The organism is Lichenihabitans sp. PAMC28606 (assembly GCF_020616535.1).
Taxonomy (GTDB): domain Bacteria; phylum Pseudomonadota; class Alphaproteobacteria; order Rhizobiales; family Beijerinckiaceae; genus Lichenihabitans; species Lichenihabitans psoromatis.
Map to the genome: position 1 here is coordinate 3,617,501 of NZ_CP085136.1, position 20,586 is coordinate 3,638,086.

The 20,586-nt window shown below is 61.8% G+C and carries 17 protein-coding genes and 1 pseudogene (1 of these 18 running past the window's edge); 6 read left to right on the forward strand and 12 right to left on the reverse strand.

Annotation, left to right across the window (positions count from 1 at the left end; genetic code table 11):
- The 7 genes from LGH83_RS17085 to LGH83_RS17115 form a co-directional block, all read right to left on the reverse strand.
- A protein-coding gene (locus LGH83_RS17085; RefSeq protein WP_227399671.1) for an adenylate/guanylate cyclase domain-containing protein crosses the window boundary here: on the reverse strand, positions 1-1,023 show its 5' portion. 192 nt of this gene lie to the left of the window's left edge; only the first 1,023 of its 1,215 coding nucleotides appear in the window; the start codon lies at positions 1,021-1,023; the stop codon falls past the left edge of the window.
- 74 nt (positions 1,024-1,097) lie between these two features.
- Positions 1,098-2,573, reverse strand: coding sequence for a mannitol dehydrogenase family protein (locus LGH83_RS17090; RefSeq protein WP_227399672.1), 1,476 nt, complete (start codon positions 2,571-2,573; stop codon positions 1,098-1,100).
- A gap of 158 nt (positions 2,574-2,731) precedes the next feature.
- A complete protein-coding gene (rpoN, locus tag LGH83_RS17095; RefSeq protein WP_227399673.1) occupies positions 2,732-4,273 on the reverse strand; it encodes an RNA polymerase factor sigma-54 in 1,542 nt (513 codons plus the stop codon).
- A 221-nt stretch (positions 4,274-4,494) separates the two neighbouring features.
- Positions 4,495-5,400: an LPS export ABC transporter ATP-binding protein gene (lptB, locus tag LGH83_RS17100; protein WP_227399674.1), complete on the reverse strand. Its 906-nt coding sequence runs from the start codon at positions 5,398-5,400 to the stop codon at positions 4,495-4,497.
- A gap of 46 nt (positions 5,401-5,446) precedes the next feature.
- Positions 5,447-6,196, reverse strand: a complete 750-nt coding sequence (locus tag LGH83_RS17105) for an LptA/OstA family protein (RefSeq protein WP_227399675.1) — start codon at positions 6,194-6,196, stop codon at positions 5,447-5,449.
- Positions 6,193-6,894 carry an LPS export ABC transporter periplasmic protein LptC gene (gene lptC, locus LGH83_RS17110; protein WP_227399676.1) on the reverse strand — a complete coding sequence of 234 codons (702 nt, stop codon included), beginning with the start codon at positions 6,892-6,894 and terminating at the stop codon, positions 6,193-6,195. Before lptC ends, LGH83_RS17105 begins: the two co-directional genes overlap by 4 nt.
- A gap of 159 nt (positions 6,895-7,053) precedes the next feature.
- Positions 7,054-7,668, reverse strand: coding sequence for a ribonuclease D (locus tag LGH83_RS17115; protein ID WP_227399677.1), 615 nt, complete (start codon positions 7,666-7,668; stop codon positions 7,054-7,056).
- Positions 7,669-8,010: 342 nt separating this feature from the next.
- On the opposite strand from LGH83_RS17115, the gene LGH83_RS17120 reads away from it, so the two are divergent.
- Positions 8,011-9,420 (forward strand): GGDEF domain-containing protein, encoded by a 1,410-nt coding sequence (locus tag LGH83_RS17120; protein ID WP_227399678.1) that lies wholly within the window; start codon positions 8,011-8,013, stop codon positions 9,418-9,420.
- 18 nt (positions 9,421-9,438) lie between these two features.
- Here the strand turns inward: LGH83_RS17120 and LGH83_RS17125 are convergent, their stop codons facing one another.
- From LGH83_RS17125 to LGH83_RS17140, 4 genes and pseudogenes are all read right to left on the reverse strand, one after another.
- Positions 9,439-9,897 (reverse strand): GatB/YqeY domain-containing protein, encoded by a 459-nt coding sequence (locus LGH83_RS17125; protein WP_227399679.1) that lies wholly within the window; start codon positions 9,895-9,897, stop codon positions 9,439-9,441.
- Between the two features lie 122 nt (positions 9,898-10,019).
- On the reverse strand, positions 10,020-11,477 hold the full coding sequence (locus LGH83_RS17130; protein ID WP_319799567.1) for a UdgX family uracil-DNA binding protein: 1,458 nt from the start codon (positions 11,475-11,477) through the stop codon (positions 10,020-10,022).
- Positions 11,474-12,712: a putative DNA modification/repair radical SAM protein gene (locus LGH83_RS17135; protein ID WP_227399680.1), complete on the reverse strand. Its 1,239-nt coding sequence runs from the start codon at positions 12,710-12,712 to the stop codon at positions 11,474-11,476. Before LGH83_RS17135 ends, LGH83_RS17130 begins: the two co-directional genes overlap by 4 nt.
- Before the next feature lie 83 nt (positions 12,713-12,795).
- Positions 12,796-14,034 (reverse strand): annotated as a pseudogene (locus LGH83_RS17140) (CynX/NimT family MFS transporter); the annotation flags it as partial.
- Positions 14,035-14,222: 188 nt separating this feature from the next.
- Here LGH83_RS17140 and dnaG point away from each other — a divergent pair.
- The 5 genes from dnaG to tam all read left to right on the forward strand — a co-directional run bounded on the left by dnaG (position 14,223) and on the right by tam (position 19,984).
- Positions 14,223-16,139 (forward strand): DNA primase, encoded by a 1,917-nt coding sequence (gene dnaG, locus LGH83_RS17145; RefSeq protein WP_227399681.1) that lies wholly within the window; start codon positions 14,223-14,225, stop codon positions 16,137-16,139.
- 172 nt (positions 16,140-16,311) lie between these two features.
- A complete protein-coding gene (gene rpoD, locus LGH83_RS17150; protein ID WP_131196154.1) occupies positions 16,312-18,363 on the forward strand; it encodes an RNA polymerase sigma factor RpoD in 2,052 nt (683 codons plus the stop codon).
- Positions 18,360-18,788, forward strand: coding sequence for a hypothetical protein (locus LGH83_RS17155; protein WP_227399682.1), 429 nt, complete (start codon positions 18,360-18,362; stop codon positions 18,786-18,788). The genes rpoD and LGH83_RS17155 overlap by 4 nt, the downstream gene beginning before the upstream one ends.
- Before the next feature lie 12 nt (positions 18,789-18,800).
- Positions 18,801-19,097, forward strand: coding sequence for an HlyU family transcriptional regulator (locus tag LGH83_RS17160; protein ID WP_227399683.1), 297 nt, complete (start codon positions 18,801-18,803; stop codon positions 19,095-19,097).
- A 110-nt stretch (positions 19,098-19,207) separates the two neighbouring features.
- Positions 19,208-19,984, forward strand: a complete 777-nt coding sequence (gene tam, locus LGH83_RS17165; protein WP_227399684.1) for a trans-aconitate 2-methyltransferase — start codon at positions 19,208-19,210, stop codon at positions 19,982-19,984.
- A 10-nt stretch (positions 19,985-19,994) separates the two neighbouring features.
- Here tam and fliJ read toward each other — a convergent pair whose 3' ends face one another.
- Positions 19,995-20,399 (reverse strand): flagellar export protein FliJ, encoded by a 405-nt coding sequence (fliJ, locus tag LGH83_RS17170; RefSeq protein WP_131196204.1) that lies wholly within the window; start codon positions 20,397-20,399, stop codon positions 19,995-19,997.
- Between the last annotated feature and the right edge of the window lie 187 nt (positions 20,400-20,586).

Below are 20,586 nucleotides of genomic sequence, written 5' to 3' on the forward strand. Positions count from 1 at the left end.
CCCGATCACGGTGAAGTCGAGCCGCTCGGCGCTCCCGATATTCCCATAGAACACGTCGCCGATATGCAGGCCAAGATAGGCATTGGTTATGGGGCGCTGTTCTGCGGCGCGTCTTTCGTTCAGCTTGGCTAGACGATAGCGCAGCTTGGCTTCGGCTTTCAACGCAGACGCACAAGCATCTTCCGGGCGATCGGCCTTGAAAATCGCCAGAACGCCATCGCCGATCAGCTTGAGGACGTCGCCGCCCGCGTCGTGGATCGAGGAAATCACGGCGTCCGCATAGTCGTTCAGCATCGGCAGAATTTCTTCCGGCGCGACCGATTCTGAAATCGCCGTATAGCCGCGAAGATCCGAAAACCAGAGGACCGCATTGATCCGGTCGGTCGTCCCCCGCCTGATCTTGCCTTGCAGCACCATTTGACCCGCGTCACGCCCGAGATAGACCCCGACGAGGGTCTCGGCGATCCGCGCCAGAGAGGTACATTTCACCGCCAGCGCCAAGGTCGGAACGAGGTGCCTCAGAGCCTCCAATTTGCTGTCGTCGAAGCCGGCAGCCTCGCGGGTACACCAATAGGAATAGACGCAATCCATCTCACCGATGACGCCGCGGCTGGCAAACCGATGCACAGTTGCGACGAAATCCGTATGGCCTTCGGTCCGCATCGTCTCGAGCGCCGGAAAGGGGAGCGGCTCGTTGCCGGTCAGGCGAATGCGGTATTCCGACTGATCGGTCTGCAGCATCGTATAGAAGATGCTCTGTTGCCAGGTGACCGCCGCATCGCCGTCGGAACTGAACCCGTATTCGACCACGGCTTCTTCAACGACACCATCATTGCGCCAGCGAAACGCCCGGCCCTCGTAAACCGGATGCAGCGTGTCGATGATCAGCAGCGATCGCGACAGGGAGAGACCTGTGCAATGCGGACTGTTGCAGAAACCGTGCAGAAGTTCTTGTTCGGTCGCGCCCGCCAGCCCTTGTTCGGTCAGCCAGGACGAGAGGGCGCGGCGTTGTGCATCGTCCATGCGGTTTCATCCGATCGTGTCGGCGGTGCTGCTCTTTGCAGAGGCAGCTCCGCTCCTGGTTGTAGCGACAGCCGTCAAGCGAGGAGGTGGTCGAGGGCTCGGGAGGCCCCTTCGGCGTCGATCATCCCGACGGCGGCCGAATAGAGTCGCACGAATTCAGGATGATCGGCGAGGCCGAGCTTTTCGAACGGGCTCGTCCGCAGCAAAGCAAGCGGATCGTGGCTCTTCAGCAAAGCGTGATCCGCCGGAGTGAGACGGGGTTCGTTGACCGGGAAGCTGTCGCCCTTGTCGTCGCGCCCGCGGAGATATCGCTCGAAACACGCTAAGAAATAAGCCTCGCGCCGCAGATCTCCGTCGCGGCTCATTAACATTTCGATTGTCTTGGAATGAAAGACCGGGATCTTGGCGGCGCCATCATGCGCGATGCGAAGCAATTGGTCGTTCACGGCCGGGTTGGCGAAACGCTCTAGTACGGCGCTCTTATAGGCCTCGAGCGACACCCCCTGCGGCCCCTCCAGATTCGGGATCACGTCGCGGTCGAGAAAGGTTTCCAGAAGGCGGCGCAGACGGTCGTCGCCCATCGCGTTGTGGACGATGCGATAGCCGCAAAGCAGACCCGGATACGACAAAAGCATATGGCATGCGTTCAGCATACGCCCCTTCATGAATTCGAAGGCCACGACGTCGTCGCGGATTTCCACGCCGACGGTGTCCAGTGGAGGACGCCCGGCCGCAAAGCGATCCTCGATGACCCATTGCATGAAGCTTTCCGACATCGCCGGCACCGCATCCTCAATGCCGCTCCGGCGGTTGAGCTCGTCTCGCATCGCGGCCGGCACCTGGGGAGCAATGCGATCCACCATGCTGTTGGGGAACGTCACGGTCGTGTCGATCCAAGCCGCGAGCTCGTCATCGAGAGCCTTGGCGAAAGAGACAACAGCGAGCCGCGCCGTATCGCCATTGTGCCTGAGATTGTCGCAGGACATGACCGTGAACGGACCCGTGCCGGATGCCCGGCGGCGCCGCAGGGCTTCGACGATGAAGCCAAACGCCGTCGACGTCGCTCCGCCCGCAAGATCCTGCGCGACTGCCGGGGACGTCAGGTCGAACGCGCCCGTCGTTTCGTCGATATTATAGCCCCCTTCCGTGATGGTCAGCGAGATGATCCGGGTCTGCGGCGAAACCATGATGGCCAACACGGCCTCGGCATCCGCCGGCGCATGGCGATAGTCCACCATCGCTCCAATGACATGCGTCACCGCCGATCCGTCCGGCGCAAATTCAGTGACCGTGAACAAACGATCCTGCGCCAGATAGGCGTCAGCCTTGGCGCGATTGGCCTCACTGTCGATCAATTCAACGCCGCAGATGCCCCAGCCGCGTGCCTGAGGGTCGCGAAGACAACGGTCGATATAGACGGCCTGGTGCACGCGGTGAAAGTTGCCGACGCCGAAATGGACGATCCCGACGTCCACCAATGCCCGGTCGTAAGGCGGCAGCTCGATGCTCTCGCCGAGCCGATCCAGCGTCGTTTGCGACAGCCTGTTCAAGGCGTTTCTCCATCTATCAGGCGATCCACAGTCTGGGCTCAACGGCCATCAGTGGATCCTTTGTTGGGACGAGCCGCACGGCTCACGGGTCATACCGTGCCCGTCATGGCTCCATTAGGCCAGGGGTCGCAATTGCTCAACCGGTTCGGCGATCCACGTCAGCAGGCGACGGCTCGCACCTGTTTGTCTCGCCGCCGTTCGACCGAGGAGGGAATACGCAGGCTCTCTCGATATTTGGCCACGGTGCGACGGGCGATGACGATGCCGATGGTCTTTAACCGCACCACGATGGCGTCGTCGGACAGGACGTCATCGGCTCGTTCGGCGTCGATCATCTGCTTGATGCGAAAGCGGACCGCTTCGGCCGAATGTGCGTCGCCACCGGCAGTCGCCGCGATCGAGGCCGTGAAGAAATATTTCAGCTCAAAGAGACCGCGCGGGCTGGCCATATATTTGTTGGAGGTCACGCGCGACACGGTCGACTCGTGCATGCCGATCGCATCGGCAATCGTTTTCAGGTTGAGCGGCCGAAGATGTTCGACGCCATGCGCGAAAAACGCGTCCTGCTGGCGGACGATCTCGCTCGAGACCTTCAGGATGGTTCTGGCACGCTGCTCCAGGCTCTTCGTCAACCAGTTTGCGGTTTGCAGGCACTCGGTCACGAACGAGCGATCCCCCTCGCTCGGGCCGCCTCGGGTCACCCGGGTGTGATAACTCTGGTTGACGAGGACCCTCGGCAACACGTCGGTGTTGAGTTCGACATTCCAACTGCCATTCGCGGCCGGCCAAACATAGACGTCTGGGATCACGGTCTGGACCGGCGCGCCTCCAAAAGCCCGGCCTGGCTTTGGATCGAGGCTCCGAATTTCGGCGATCATCTCGTGCAGATCGTCGTCGTCGACCCCACAGAGCCGGCGCAGGCTGGAATAGTCGCGCTTGGCCACGAGCGCCAGATTTGCCAGAAGGGCTGCGATCGCCGGATCGAAACGATTGTTCTCCCGCAATTGCAACTCGAGGCATTCGGCCAAGGAACGTGCTCCGATCCCGGTCGGCTCGAAGGTATGAACGATCCGGAGCACGGCTTCCACGCGCTTCGGACTTGCGCCGAGACGATCCGCGACGCTCGCGATATCCTCCGTCAGATAGCCGGCCTCATCGATGAGGTCGATCAGACTGTGGCCGATCATTAAATCGGTCGGATCGTGAACCGCCAGGGCCAATTGCTCGCTCAGCCGGTCATGCAGCGTCATGGCGGCGGCCACATAGGTGTCGAAACTCGACAATTCGCCATCGCCGGTTCCGGGGCTCCCCGTCCAGGAGGTGGCCGATAAGCCGTGAAGGTCGGCCGATGTCGCAAAATCGTCCGGTTTCACACTGCGGTCCACGTCGAACGTGTTGTCGAGCTCCGTTCCGAGTGCCGCCTCTAGCGAGCGATGGTCGGTTTCGAGATCGGTCGAGTCCCAGTTTCGATCACTCATATCCTCGGCATCGCGCGAATCGAGACGATCGTTGGTCGCGGGCTCGATCAGGTCGGGGCGATCTTCGGCGCGCTCGAGGAGTGGGTTGCGTTCCAGTTCCTCTTCGACGAAAGACGCAAGCTCGAGATTGGAGAGTTGAAGGAGCTTGATGGCCTGCAGAAGTTGCGGCGTCATCACCAGGGACTGGCCCTGCCGCATCACGAGTTTGGCCGACAGTGCCATCTCACCTACTCAACGCAAACGACTAACGGTCACGGCTCTCGCAGCCGATCGCTCAAGTTGTAGCACAAAAAATCGGCAGCGCATGCGCGGAATGATTTTTGCTTAGGGTGTGGTTTGGGTCTCGACAGCCCAATCGCGAAGCCCGTATGTTCAAGCATCTCTGGATTAGACATGCCGAATATGATCCCGAGACGGGGGAGACGCCGGGCCGTCGGCCAGGACTAAAGCCGGAAATCCTCACCGAGATAAAACCGCCTGACATCCGGATCGTTGACGATGTCGTCGGGACTTCCTTCCGTCAGAACGCGGCCGGAATGGATGATATAGGCGCGGTCGATCAGTCCCAATGTCTCACGCACATTGTGATCGGTGATCAGCACGCCGATGCCTCGCCCCTTCAAATGGATCACGAGATCCTGAATGTCGCCGATCGCGATTGGGTCGATGCCCGCGAAAGGTTCGTCGAGCAGCATGAAGGACGGGTGTCCCGCCAGTGCACGCGCGATCTCGCAGCGGCGGCGTTCCCCGCCCGACAAAGCCACCGACGGTGACTTGCGAAGCCGCCCGATGTTGAACTCATCCAGCAACGAGTCGAGTTCGGCCTCCCGCTCGTCACGGTCGCGAACCGTGAGTTCGAGAACCGCGCGGATGTTGTCCTCGACGCTCAACCCCCGAAAGATCGACGCTTCCTGCGGCAGGTAACCGATGCCGAGACGGGCTCGGCGATACATCGGCAAGCCAGTCACGTCATGACCGTCGAGTTCGATCATGCCTTTATCAGGTCCGACGAGGCCGGTGATCATGTAGAAAACGGTCGTCTTGCCGGCGCCGTTGGGGCCGAGCAACCCGACGGCCTCGCCTCGCCGCACCGTGAGGCTGACGTCTTGGACGACCTGCCGGCCGCCATAGGCTTTGCCGATATTGTAGACCCCGAGCTGCGATTGGGGATCGGCCGCCGGGTGCGGCGCCGCAGCCGCATCAGCGAGAGCGGACCCGACCGGATGATCCGCGTAGAGCGGAGGCTCGGCCCAGGTCGCGACCGGCGCCGAGCGTCGACCCGGCAACAACCCCATCAGCTGCCGCATCATGCCACGCCCCGCTGGTTTCGACGCCACGTCGCGGCTCATGGTGATCGACGGTCTGGCGATCGACGATCCGCCAAGCGACGGCTCATCACTTATCGGCCTTGGCGGGTGCCGTCTTCGGGGTCACGTGTTTCGGTTTCTTCGCGTCTCCCGGCGCGCCCGAACCAGGCGTGAACACGCTTTTGACGCGACCGAGCGTCTGGCCGGACGAGACTTGCGCCTGACCGGAGGTCATGTCGTAGACCAACTTATCGCCCTTGATCACATTCGTGGCTTGGCTGAGCGTGACATTGCCCACCAGAGTGATCTTGTTTTCAGCTTTGTCATAGACGCCGTTATCACCGGTGCCGACCTGATCCTTCGAGATGATCGTGACCGGGCCCTTGGCCTCCATGCGGCGGACTGAGTTGCTCGACGCCAAGGGTGATGCCGCGGTCGCGGCATCTTGAGGCACGGGCGTCGCCGGAGCTGCTGCTGGCTTTTCCTCGGCCGAACCGGCCGCGGTGGTCGATTTGGCCGAGCGGTTGAGGAAGATCGTCAACACGGAAGCCCGAAGGGTCGAGTCGCCTTGTTTGGCCACGACCTCGCCGGTGTAGACGAGCTTCTGCTCCTTATCGAAATAATCGAGCTTCCCGGCATCGACACTGACCGGATCCTTGGAATTGGCACCGGGCAGCAGCGATCCCGAGGATGCTGTCGCCTTCTTGGCCGGCGCCGCAATCGCGGTCGGGACCTGCGCCAGGGCGCTACCCGACGAGACCTCGAACGAGATCGCAATGAGAGTTGGGATCGCCACAAGGGCGAGGAGACGCGCAAACACGCGATGCAGGGGCGTCATGGCGTTTGGGCGGGCTTGACGTCAGGTGTCTTGTCCGACCCCGGCAGAAACATCGTGTGCACGTGGCCTTCGAACGTCACTTGCTTGCCCCCGTCGACCATCTGCATGCTGTCGGCATCGATCGTATTGCCACGCATCGCAACCGTCACGGGGTTCTTGGTCACCACCGAACCCGTCTTGAATTCGATATGGGCATCGCGGGCCTTCATCTCCAAGCCGCCATCGTTGGTGATATGCACATCGCTGGTCAGCGACATCGTGTCCAAGGTGCTGTCGTAGATGCCGGTCAGTGCCGTCACATGGGTCAGCGTCTTGTCCTGCATGGTGAGATGCGCATCCATGTCGCGCAATTCGAAAATGTTGGGGACCTTGATGTCCTGAACGGCGGATGACGCCGAGATCACGTAAGGACGCCCATCGTTATGATAGCCCGCCAGCTTCGGCCGGGACATGGTCACCTTGGTGCCGTCAAGCGACGTTTTCTCGACCGACAGGCCGGGCAGGATCTTATGGAACGGATCGAAAATCGCGAAGACAATCACCAGGAGCGTGACCACGAGGGCGCCGCCGAACAGCACCGAGCGCATCAGCTTCACATGCCGGCTATGCCGACGCGCCGCGCGAAACGCGTGCGTCTTGTCGGAGGCCGCGGGCATCGAAAAGGGGAAAGCCAGGGGCGGGCTGACGCTATCGGTCATCGATTATCTGTCATCGAGCACAGAGCGAGAGGCTCGATGCAAAGGCCATGAACACAGGTCGCCGGCTTTGGAGGTCGGCTTGAGCGTGGGTGATCACCCCACGCCGTGGCCAAGTTATGGCGCAGTGCACCAATCATGTCGATGCGGCGTCGCGAGCCCTCACGCATGGGCAAACATATCGGTTTCGGGCCATCCGAGAAGATCGAGACGCGCGCGGGTCGGCAGAAACGAAAAACACGCCTGCGCCAGATCGGCCCTGTTTTCACGGGCCAGCAACAGGTCGAGCCGCTCACGCAGTTGATGGAGATATAAGACGTCCGAGGCCGCATAAGCGACCTGCGCCTCGGAGAGCGACGAGGCGCCCCAATCGGATGATTGCTGTTGCTTGGACAGGTCGATCCCGAGCAATTCACGACAGAGATCCTTCAGGCCATGGCGATCCGTGTAGGTCCGCACCAGCTTCGAGGCGATCTTGGTACAATAGAGGTTTTGCGTCATCGTGCCAAAGGCGTGGAACAGGACGGCAACGTCGAACCGACCATAGTGGAACAGCTTCACGACCGCGCGATCATCCAGCAGCTGCTGCAGGTTTGGTGCACTTGTTTGGCCGATCCCGATCTGCACCACGTCGGCGTCGCCGTCGCCCCGCGACAGCTGCACCACGCAGAGGCGATCCCGATGTGGATTCAGTCCCAGCGTCTCCGTATCGATCGCAACGCTCGATCCCGCAGCCCAGTCGGAGGGGAGGTCGCCGATATGCAGGCGTATCGTCATGGATGTGTCCCGGGGCCGACGAGGTCGGCACAAGCCGCTTTCGGTTTTGGCCAGTCGATCTCGCTGCGATCCCCCGCCGACCGATCCGGCCAGGGCCGCACATGCTCTAGACGACTTTCGCCCACATCGAAAGCCTGAACTCCAATCCGCTGGTGCAACGGATTATTCGGTTCGGCGGCGTGTCCTCGCCGCCGCTCGAACGCTGCCGAAATCATGGATAATTCATCAACAAACACTTAGGATGACGGCGTGCTCAGACGCAGCCCACATCGAGCGATCATGTTTAAAAGCGACCAACAGCCTAACGTCTCCCGCAGCGCCACAGAACATCTTGAGGCAGATATGTTCGATCTCGCTCCGGTGTCGCTCTGGCTTGAAGATTATGGCGCGCTCCGGTTGTTGTTCGAGCGATGGCGTGGCCTCGGCATCACGGATCTTCGCCGGCATCTGACGGAGGACCGCACTCGCATCGAAGAATGTTCGGCCGTTCTCCGCGTCATCAAAGTCAACCAGCGAACCTTATCGCTGTTCGATGCCCGCGATCTTGCTCACCTCGTCGACAATCTCGGCCTTGTGTTTCGCGACGACATGCTCGATTCGCATCTCGAGGAACTCATAAGGCTGTGGGACGGCAACACCGACTTCTTCAGCAACACGGTCAATTATACGTTGGCGGGGCGTCGCCTGGATATCCAGCTGAGTGGCTCGATCCTGCCGGGCTATGAGGCGAGCTGGTCCCGCGTGCTGATCGCGATCGAGGACGTGACCGATCGCGAGGTCGCTCGCGCGAAGCTCGCAGCCAGCGAGGCATATGCGCGTGGCTTGTTCGAGCATTCTCCCGTGTCGCTTTGGGCGGAAGACTTTCGAGGCGTCAAGCGCCTTCTCGACGAAGCCCGGCGGCAAGGCATCCAAGACTTTCCTGTCTTTACCGACGTTCATCCCGTCTTCGTGCAGCAATGCCTGAGTGAAGTCCATGTTCTCGACGTCAATCGGCGGACGCTCGACCTCTTCGCAGCACCCGACAAGGCCACATTGCTACGCCGACTCGATGATGTGTTTCGCGCCAACATGCTCGATCACTTCCGCGAGCAACTGATCGATCTTTGGAACGGCAAGTTGTTTCAGCAGCGCGAGGTGGTGAACTACACGCTCGACGGCAGCGAGCTTCACCTGTTGATGCAATTCTCGGTTCTGCCCGGCCATGAAGCGGATTGGGGCTTGGTTCAGGTCGCGTTGACCGACATCACGGCGCGCAAGCGGGCCGAAGCCTATCTCGAATTCCTCGGCAAGCATGACGTGCTGACCAAACTCTACAACCGCTCCTTCTACAATGATGAGATCAACCGGATCGAGCGCAAGAACATCTATCCGGTTACCGTTATGATCGCCGATTTGAACGGTCTCAAAGCCGCCAACGACAGCCTTGGCCATGCGGCGGGAGACAGTCTGCTCAGCCGTATGGGTGAGGTGCTGCAAAAGGCGGTCGATCGGCAGAGCTATGCTGCTCGCATTGGCGGAGACGAGTTCGCAATTCTGATGCCGGGGGCCGACGAACGCGATGGTGCCGCCATGATCGACACCATCAATCAGATGATCGACATCAACAACCAGTTCCACTCCGAATCGATTCTGAGTTTCTCGATGGGTGTGGCGACCAGCCGTCCGGGAGAGCGGCTCGAAGCGCTCGTCAAACGAGCCGACGAAGAGATGTATAAGGCTAAACGGGCGTTCCAGGCCCTCGAAAGCGAGTGACGACAGCCGCGTCGTCGATCAAGCCTGACGGTCGTTCAGCATCGACTTGACCAAAGCGCTGGCTTTGCCGAAGTCGATCTGTCCGGCGTATTTTGCCTTCATGGCCGCAATCACCTTGCCCATGTCCCTCGGTCCGGCCGCGCCGGATTGCTCGATCGCGTCGGCGATGGCGGTGCGGACCTCGGCCTCCTCCATCTCCTTCGGCAAGAATTCTCCGATGATGGCGAGCTCTTCGCGCTCTTGGCTAGCAAGGTCGTCGCGGCCAGCCTGATCGTAGATCGCGATCGAATCCTGCCGTTGCTTGACCATCTTCCGGAGCACGGCCGAAATATCCTCCTCGCCAACCGTCTTGCCGGAGGGACGCAGCTCGATGTCCTTGTCCTTGAGCGCCGATTGAATGAGCCGAATGGTGCCGACGCGGGGCTTGTCTCCCGCCTTCATGGCGACCTTCAGCATGGTGGAGAGTTGGTCGCGCATGGCTCGTCGTCTCTGATCTAATCTGTGAAAAAGGGGCCGTGGCATGTGCCGGTCATCGGCCAATTGGCGTGTCTACTCCAAGCCATGCCGCTTCTCAAATCCGGCGCCGATTGGGCCGCCGACTAGCCTGCGGCGGCATCGCGCGCCAGGCGAAGATCGGCAACGAAGCGATCATATTCGACCCGTTGCTGGTCCTCGTCAGGCAGTCGCAACAGGAAGGACGGGTGCACCGTGACCAGCACGGGGCCGATTAGCGGCGAGTCGATCACTTGTCCTCGCAGGCTGAGGATCGAGGCGCTCTTGCCGGTCAGGCTCCGCACGGCCGTCGCGCCGAGCGCCACCGTCAGTTTCGGTTTGAGGGCGCCAAGTTCCTGTTCAATCCACCAGCGGCACGCATCGATCTCGGCGATCCCGGGCTTCTTGTGGATGCGACGCTTGCCCCGCGGCTCGAATTTGAAATGTTTGACCGCATTGGTGACATAGGCGCGTTGCCGATCGATGCCGGCCTCGGCGAGCGCCCGGTCAAACAGCGCGCCTGCCGGCCCAATGAACGGCTTGCCGGCCAGGTCCTCCCGATCGCCCGGCTGTTCGCCGACGAAGACGAGATCGGCGCTGGCGAGGCCTTCCCCGAACACCGTTTGGGTCGCGTCCCGATAGAGAGGACAGCGTTGACAGCTCCTGGCTTCGTCGCGCAACGCCTCCAGCGTCCCTGCCTCGTGACTTGGCCGCGGCTCCGCCTTCGCCACTCTCTGCTGCGCGATGATCTCGGCTCGCTTGGGGGGCGCGACTTGCGGGTTCTCCACCATGGCGTTCTCCTTGCCTTGGGCTGACCTGATCAGGGACGTGATCAGGCTGCTTTCCGGCAGGTTCTTCCAATATTTCACCGGCATTTCGCGCTTCATGGCCCCGATCTTCAGACGAGCTGGATTGAAGATGTTGGCGTAATAGGTTCGCCAGAGATCGTCGCCTGCCTCATCGTCGGGCACATCGGCCTTGCTGCCGCCCGGCTCGAACGTGAGCGCGAGCCCGTCCCAGCGCGCGCTTAACTGAGGCGTGATGATCGACCAGCGCATGTTGGCGAACCGGTCGACGAAGAAGGGGACCGTGAGGGCGACGATGTGATGTTCGGGCTCGAACCAAGCCACGTAAGCTGGCCCATCCGCCGCCTCTACTTTCTTGAAGCGCACAAAGGCCGTCATCTTATGGCGATCGCGGCGCACCGCCTTGGCCATTCCTTCTAGCCGAAAGACATCGTCGTCCGTCGCGATGTCGATCAGCCGGGGCTCGGATTGGAATCGTAACAACAGTCGATACAGCAGCGTAAAGCGCTCGGGATCGCGGTGGCAAACCGCCAGTTCGGCGAGCTCCAAAAACCGACGCGGCACGCTCAGCGGCTTGTGGCCGGGACTCGGCTCGGGTGGTTCATTGTTTTGGATGGCCTCCACGAAGAGATCGCCATCCTGCTCGCCGGTTCGCCATAGAATTTCGCTCGGGGGAATATCCGCCTCGGCCAATCGCCGGGCTGCGACACGCCATCCGTCGAGATCGACGTGACTGTCGAGATCGATCCGATAAATCAAAACAGGCTCAATTGTCGGGGCGGCGGTTTGAGCGCGGCCGTCAGATGAGGGCTGTCCAAGATCGCGCCCGGAGTCCAATCGCTGGCCTCGATGAATTTCGAAAGCGTCTTGGCCGATCCGGCAAGGCGGGCCACGCCCGACAGGTCGAGCCGCCCCCATCGTCGGATCCGCAAGATCTTATTGACGCTCTTGACCCCAAGGCCCGGAATCCGCAGCAGATCTTCGCGTGGCGCCCGATTGACGTCGATTGGAAACTTCTGCCGATGCTTCAAGGCCCAGGCAAGCTTCGGGTCAATGTCGAGATCGAGCATGCCGTCGTCGGTCGCGGCCAGAATGTCGTCGATCGAGAAGTCATAGAAGCGATAGAGCCAGTCGGCTTGATAAAGCCGATGTTCGCGCATCAACGGCGGCTTCTGCGCCGGCAGCAACTGGCTTGATCCGGGGATCGGGCTGAAGGCCGAGTAATACACCCGTTTCAATTTATAGCTGCTGTAGAGCGACACGCTCGATCGGACGATATCGCTATCGGTTTCTCCGTCGGCCCCGACGATCATCTGTGTGCTCTGCCCGGCCGGCGCGAAACTCGGCGCGTGGCGCGACCGGCGCTTTTCGTCCGTCGCTTCTTCGAGCCGCAGCCGAAGACCGCCCATGGCACGGCGGATCGAGCCTGCATTCTTCTCCGGCGCCAGCTTGACGAGGCTCGCCTCGCGCGGCACCTCGACATTGATTGAGAGCCGATCGGCGTAGAGGCCTGCCTTTTCGATCAGCAGCGGATCGGCGTCCGGGATCGTCTTAAGGTGGATATAGCCCCTGAACCGATGGGTCTCGCGGAGCGTCTGCGCCACCCGCACGATCTGCTCCATCGTGTAATTCGGTGACTGAATGATGCCGGAGGACAGAAACAACCCCTCGATCAGATTGCGCTTGTAGAAGTCGAGCGTGATATCGACGACTTCTTCAGGGGTGAACCGCGCCCGCTGCACATTGCTCGACAGACGATTGACGCAATACAGACAATCATACACGCAGTGGTTGGTCAGCAGCAGCTTCAGCAGCGAGATGCAGCGCCCATCGGGTGCATAGGAATGGCAGATTCCCGAGCCCGTGATAGACCCGATGCCCTTGTTGCGCGTGGTGGATTTGCGCGACTCGGATCCGCTCGAGGCGCAGGACGCATCGTATTTCGCCGCATCGGCCAAGACCGCCAGCTTTTCCGTGAGATCCAAACGACCCATGACCCACCCTGTTCCTGCTCTGTTCTAGAGCGCGGGTGCAGAGCCTTCAAGACCCCTCTGGCAAAAGTTGCGTTGCCCGGCCGGCCCCCAATGCCGCTCCACATGCCGACGAGCGTGATGCCGACGAAGAGAAATCCGGCGGCCGCGTAGGAGCCGGTGGTTCCACGCAGCACACCGACCAGAAGCGGGCCGAGGGAGGCCAGCGTATACCCGACACTTTGCGCCATGCTCGAAAGGCGCGCCGCCACCTGCGCGTCAGGCGAGCGAAGCACGATGGCGGTCATGGCGAGAGCGATTAACCCGCCTTGGCCGAAGCCCTGCAGGGTCGCCCAGAGCCAGATGCCGCCGAGAGGCGCGAACATGCAGGCCAGCAATCCAAGCAGCGCCACGGCGAAGAAGGCCGCATTGACGACGCGTTGATCGCGCTGGCGAACCGCGATGACCGGCGCGAGCATGCAGGCGATGCACTGGACGATGACTGAGAACGACACGACGAGCCCAGCCGTCGTGCCGCTCAAGCCGCGTTCGCGCAGGATCGGGGCGAGATAGCCGAAGACGCAATAAGCGAGGGCCGATTGCAACCCCATGAACAGCGTCACGCGCCAGGCTAAGCCGCTGCGCCAGAGCGAGGGGCCTCGCACGCTCGTGCGCGCTGGCCCATGCCGGACGGCCAACGCCTGGGGCGCCCAGAGCAGCAAGACGAGCCCGACCGGCGCGGCCCAGATGGCGAGCGCCGCCGACCAATCATTGCCGAGCCAGTGTTCGAGCGGCACCGTGAACCCGGCGGCGGCCGCGGCACCGGCGCTGAGCGACATGGTGAAAAGCCCCGTCATCAGGGCGAGACGGTCGGGAAAATCGCGTTTGACGAGGCCCGGCAGCAACACGTTGACGACCGCGATGCTGCCGCCCGCCAAAATCGCACCGGCCAGCAAAGCCGGAAACGTCCCGAGCCCGCGGAGAGCGGTGCCGATCCCGAGCACGAGCAACAGCATCATGATGGTGCGCTCCGCACCGAAACGCCGCGCGAGCCCGGGCGCAAAGGGCGCGAACAGGCCGAGGCAGAGGACCGGAAGCGTGGTCATCAAGCTGGCCGCACCCGGACGCAACCCGGTCGATTGCGTGATTTCCGGCAGGAGCGCCGCGACGCTGGAAAAGACGGGACGCAGGTTGAGAGCGATGAGGACCAAGCTGGCGCCGAGCAGAAGCCGTGACCCGGACGCTTGGATCGGTTCGGGCGAGAGGGGGTCGGCTTCGGCGTCGATCAACGGTTCGCCCATCAACTCCGCGTCGCTCGTTGCCACATGACCGATCGCCTTCTTCATCTTGGGGTCACTCGCGTTGGTCGTTGCCGCTGGCGGTTTGTTGATGGCTCGCTCTCCGACAAGGTCTTACGGGTCCTGTGCCGTCGAGACCAGCCGTCGCTGAGGCGAGCGCGGAGGCGAGCGGGAATTCAGCATCGGGATCGCATCCCGCGCTCGCTGAATCCAGGCAGGCCTGCTATTTTAGCCGGATGCGTTTTTCACCCACGTTCCTCGACGAATTGCGGAACCGGCTCGCCGTGTCCGACGTGGTCGGCCGCCGCGTCAAGCTGAAAAAGCAAGGGCGTGAATGGCGTGGCTTGTCGCCGTTCAACACCGAGAAGACGCCATCCTTCTACGTCAATGACCAGAAGATGGCCTGGTTTGATTTCTCCTCGGGGCGCAACGGCAACATCTTCGATTTCGTGATGGCGACCGAGGGCGTGAGCTTCCCCGAAGCCGTCGAGCGGCTGGCCGGGGAGGCGGGGCTCGCCTTGCCGAGCCGCAGCGCCGACGATGTGGTGCAGGAGGGTAAACGAGCAGGATTGATCGACGCCTGCGAGTGGGCCGCGCAATATTTCCAAAGCGCGCTGCAGGGCCGCGAGGGTGGCCGGGCACGAACCTATCTCACGGAGCGTGGCCTGGGTTCCGACGTGCAGGCCGAGTTCCGCCTCGGGTTTTCGCTGCGTGAAAAATTCGCCCTGCGCGATCATCTGGCCGCGCGGGGCGTTGGTGCAGATGTCATGATCGAGGCCGGGCTGCTGGTCCATGGCGAGGGGATCGCGGTGCCGTATGATCGCTTCCGCGATCGCGTGATGTTTCCGATCCAGGATCGGAACGGCCGGGTCATCGCCTTCGGCGGCCGGGCGCTCGACAAGGATGTGCCGGCCAAATATCTGAACTCGCCGGAGACGCCGCTCTTCCACAAAGGTGGCATTCTGTACAATCACCACCGCGCTCGAAAACCCGCGTCCGACAAAGGCACTGTAGTGGCGGTCGAGGGCTATATCGATGTCATCGCCATGACGATGGCGGGTGTCCCTCATGTCGTCGCGCCCCTCGGTACCGCGCTGACGGGGGACCAATGTGAAGTGATGTGGCGCATGGCGCCCGAACCATTGCTCTGTTTCGATGGCGATGCAGCCGGCCGCCGTGCCGCTTTCAAGGCGGTCGATACGGTGCTGCCCTTGATTGCGCCGGGCCGTAGCCTGCGCTTTGCCTTTCTGCCCGAAGGGCAGGATCCCGATGATTTGGCCCGGTCGGGTGGCGCCGGTGCGATCGAGACCGTGCTCGATCAAGCCAAGCCGCTGGTGGATGTGCTGTGGCTCCGCGAAACCGACCATCTCGTGTTGGATACGCCAGAGCGGCGCGCCGGGCTGGAGCGGCGGCTCGGCGACCTCGTGCATGAAATCAAGGACGAGGCGCTGCGTCGGCATTACGGGTCGGAACTGCAGGCGCGTTTGCGACAGGTCATCGATGCCGGCCGGCGCGGTGCTGGCGGGACGCGCGGCTCGGCCGACAAGAGAGCGCCATGGCGGCCCAACCGACCGCGGGGCGGCCCGGAGCCCTTGCGAGGCTATGTGGCGTCGCCGCTCAACCTCAATCCCGGGACGTCGCTCGCCCGGGCCGTGATGCCGCCGCGCGAAACCCTGATCGCGGCATTGATCCTCAACCACCCCGCGCTCCTCGAATGGCATGCCGAGGATCTGGCCCACACCGAATTCACGAATGCCGATGTGGCTCGTCTCATGGATGGGCTGTTGCAATGTCTCGGAGACCATCCGCGCGACCACGACGCGCTCCGAGATGCGCTGATTGCCAACGGGCATGGTGGATTACGCGAAAAAATCATGGCGGCTGCCGAACGTTTGCCGCATTGGTGTCTCAAGCCTGAAACTGCCGACGTCGATGCCGATCAGGTTTTGCGACAAGCTTTGGCCTTGCACCGGAAGGCCGGCACCTTACATAGGGACCTTAAGGCGGCAGAGCACGCGCTCGGCCGTGACGCGAGCGATCAAAATTTCGCCGCGTTACAGGATGTTCAGGCGCGTCTATCCGCTCTTGAGGGGACCGAGGCGTCCGTCGAAGGCTTTGGCGCATCCTCGGGTCGGGAAGCGACAGACGTCTAGCAGATGTTAGATTTCGGTGGCGGCGATTGCCATGGTTAACGGTGACTTCATGCCTTCCGTTTAATCACGATCAGGGCCGTCTTAGGTTGAGTTGCGTGTCGTGCGTTAGAACGACACCGTCGTTTCACCGGACCGAGGCGTGGTGCGGTCGACGGGAATGGAGCGATTGAGAATGGCGAAAAAGGACGACGACAAGACCGAGGGCGACGCAACGGCGACAGAAGCTGCGACCGATAGCCCCCTGCTGGATTTGTCGGATGCCGCCGTCAAGCGAATGATCAAGCTCGCCAAGCGGCGAGGCTTCGTGACCCACGACGAATTAAATGCCGTTCTGCCGTCCGAGGAAGTGACCTCCGACCAGATCGAGGACATCTACGCCATGTTGAGCGAGATGGGGATCAGCGTCGTCGAGAGCGAAGAGGCCGACGAAGCGGGTGAGAAGCCGGAGGAGGCCGCAGCCGGCGAAGAGGAAGAGGCCGAGGGCGGGGAAGTCGTCGAGGCGGCGCGTCCGACCGCCGTTGCGACCCGCACCAGCGAGCCGACCGACCGGACCGATGACCCGGTCCGCATGTATTTGCGCGAGATGGGGTCGGTCGAACTCTTGTCGCGCGAGGGCGAAATCGCCATCGCCAAGCGGATCGAGGCCGGTCGAGAAGCCATGATCGCTGGCCTGTGCGAGAGCCCGCTGACCTTCCAGGCCATTATCATCTGGCGCGACGAATTGAATGACGCGAAGGTGCTGTTGCGCGAGATTATCGATCTTGAAGCAACCTACGCGGGGCCGGACGGTAAGAACACGCCGAAAATCGACATGACGGCGCCGGACGCGGCCGAACTCGTGGCGGCACGCGCTGCTGCGGCGCCCGCGACGGCGCCGCGTAATCCGCCACCCGGCCTTGATGGCGGAATGCCGATTCAGGAAGACTCGTTCGACGACGAGGACGACATGGAAAATTCCGTGTCGCTTTCGGCGATGGAATCCGAACTGAAGCCCAAGGTTCTTGAAACGTTTGATCGCATTGCCGACGCCTATAAGAAGCTTCGTCGGCTGCAGGATCAGGATATCGAGAATCGGCTCGGCGGAGAGTCGCTGTCACCCGCCCAAGAGCGCAAATATCGCGAGTTGAAGAAGGCCGTTGTGGCCGACGTCAAATCGTTGTCGTTGAACCAGAACCGCATCGATGCGCTGGTCGAGCAACTCTATGACATCAACAAGAAGCTCATCGGACACGAGCTGCGCCTGATGCGCCTTGCCGAAAGCTCCGGCGTGGCCCGCGATGACTTTCTTCGCAACTATCAAAATTCCGAACTCGACCCGAAGTGGGTGCTGCGCGTGTCCAAGCTCGGCAGCCGCGGCTGGAAAGAGTTCGTGGCGCGCGAGAAGGACGGGATCCACGATCTCCGGGGTGAAATCCATGCTTTGTCGAGCGAGACGGGCCTGGAGATTCAGGAATTCCGCAAGATCGTGCATATGGTCCAGAAGGGCGAACGCGAAGCCCGTCAGGCCAAAAAAGAGATGGTCGAGGCCAACCTTCGTCTCGTGATCTCGATCGCCAAGAAATACACCAATCGCGGACTGCAATTTCTGGATTTGATTCAGGAAGGCAACATCGGTCTGATGAAGGCGGTCGATAAATTCGAATATCGCCGCGGTTATAAGTTCTCCACTTACGCGACATGGTGGATCCGGCAGGCCATCACCCGGTCGATCGCCGATCAGGCCCGCACGATCCGCATCCCGGTCCATATGATCGAGACGATCAACAAGATCGTTCGCACATCGCGCCAGATGTTGAACGAGATCGGCCGTGAGCCGACGCCGGAGGAATTGGCCGAAAAGCTCGCCATGCCGCTCGAAAAAGTGCGGAAGGTGTTGAAGATCGCCAAGGAGCCGATCAGCCTCGAGACGCCGATCGGCGATGAGGAGGATTCGCATCTTGGTGATTTCATCGAGGATAAGAATGCGATCCTGCCGATCGATGCGGCGATCCAATCGAATCTCCGTGAAACGACGACTCGCGTTCTGGCGTCCCTCACACCGCGTGAGGAGCGCGTGCTTCGCATGCGGTTCGGGATCGGCATGAACACCGATCACACACTCGAAGAAGTCGGCCAGCAGTTTTCCGTAACGCGCGAGCGCATTCGGCAGATCGAGGCCAAGGCGCTGCGGAAGCTGAAGCATCCGAGCCGATCGCGTAAGCTGCGGAGCTTCCTCGACAATTGAGCGCGTCACACGGGTCGAAGCCCATCAAGTCGGTGGATTCGGCATGGACCGACGTCGTTCTGGTCTGTCGAAAATGCTCGAAGAAGCTCGATGGCGGCTTCGGGCCTAAACAGAAGCAGGCTTTCGGAACGGCCTTGAGCGAAGCGCTGTCGGCTGCACAGCAGGACGTCGGCGGCCGGAAGCAAAAGTCGCGGCGCCGCCGAACCGGTGTCGTCGAAGTCGAGTGCCTCGACTTATGCCCCAAGGGTGCGGTGGTGGCGCTGCGGGCCGGCGCACCCGGCGATTGGCTGGTGATCCCGCGTGGCACCTCCATGATGGACAGTATGCGGCAGCTCGGTTTAAACCAGCGAGTGAGCACGAATGAGCACGTGGGATCCGGTCAAGCGACGGCCGACCCCGCAGACGCGCCTCGACTCAACCCTTGAGGAGGGTCGGCCATGTCGTTCCTGAAATCTCTGTTTGGTGGCGGCGTCCCGAAGGCGACCGTTCCTCCCGCGCCTGACAAGACGACGGGTCAGATCGAACACAAGGGCTTCGTGATCCGCGCCGTTCCATTCAAGAGCGAAGGGCAGTATCAAACCGCCGGCATCATCGAGAAAGAGATCGGGGGGACCATGAGGTCCTACCGCTTCGTCCGGGCCGATCGAAGCACGATGGTCGAGGACGTGACCGAACTGGCGTTGAGCAAAGGCCAGAAAATTATCGACGAGCAGGGTGACGCGCTGTTCGACTAGAGAATGATCGGGCGCGATCGAGAGGACGTGCTGCCTGATCGCGATACGACGGTCGCGACGGAGAGCCTGGGGAATGGTGTCCCAGGCGAAGGCGCTGGAGGCGATATCCCATGAATGACTGGAACCCCGCCCTCTATCGTCAATTCGAGGACGAGAGAACCCGACCCGCACGAGATTTGCTTGCGCGCGTCGACGGCACGTTCCACAGGATCGTCGACCTTGGCTGCGGCCCAGGCAATTCGACCGAGTTGCTGGCCCGCCGCTTTGCGGGCGCCGACATTCTCGGCATCGATACCTCGGCCGCAATGCTGAATGAGGCCCGGTCACGGCTTCCAGCGTGCCGTTTCGAACTGGCCGATATCGAGACATGGTCACCTGTGACGCCGCCCGATCTGATCTACGCCAATGCCTCGCTGCAATGGCTCGGGGATCACGCGACGCTCGTCCGGCGCCTGTTCGCGGCCTTGGCGCCCGGCGGCGTCCTTGCGGTGCAGATGCCGGACAACCGGGATGAGCCGTCTCACCGCTCGATGCGCGAGGTCGCGGCCGAACCGCCGTTCGCGGCACATCTCGAGGACGGCGCAAGCAGCCGTGTGAAGATCCTGCCTTTGACGGCCTATTATGATCTCGTCTGCGGCGAGGCCGACACGGTGGATGTGTGGCGAACCATCTATCACCATCCGATGACAGATGCGGCGGCGATCGTCTCTTGGGTGCGGTCGACCGGCCTCAGGCCGTTCGTCGATCCGCTTCCTGACGACCTCCGGCTCTCGTTTCTGACCCGCTATCAAGCCCGAATCGATGAGGCTTATCGGCCGCGGCCCGATGGCCGCCGGTTACTCGCTTTTCCGCGACTTTTCCTCGTCGCGGTTCGGCCACCCGCGTGAGCCAGCAGCCCTAGGCGCGAGCCAGACGAGCCATCGCGTAGGTGTCCATGTCGGCGGCGCGGGGCGGCTCGCTGAAACGCTCCGTCTTATCGCGACTATCGATGTTCTCGGCTTTCTTGAGTTCATCCATGGCGGTCTCATAATGCGACCGCGCCTCCTCGATCTGGCCGCGTAGTTCATCGGCCGATCGCTTGAGATTGTCACGCCGAACAACCGCTGCCCGCGCATAGGTCGGATAGGCGAAATGCGCCGGATCGGTGATGCCCGACCGCTGCTCTTCGGTCGCGATTTCGCGATCAAGGTCGGCTGCCATGCGATGGAAATCTGCAATCATGGAGTCGATCTGCGCCACGCGACGGCGCCGCTCTTCGACCTGAAAGCGTTTCAATCTGAGTAGGTGATCCCGCGACTTCATGACGCGTAACTCCAAACGACGCGAGGGTGGACCCAAACCGCGGAGCGGCTGGGCGGCGACAATCCGCGAGACGGTGGAACTATCGCGCATGTTAGTTGCACCTTCCTTACTCTCCGATCTAAAAGCAGGTTAATGCATCGCGTTGATGTGAGTCGCTGTCCCGACCGTCGGATGCACGAAGTTCGAG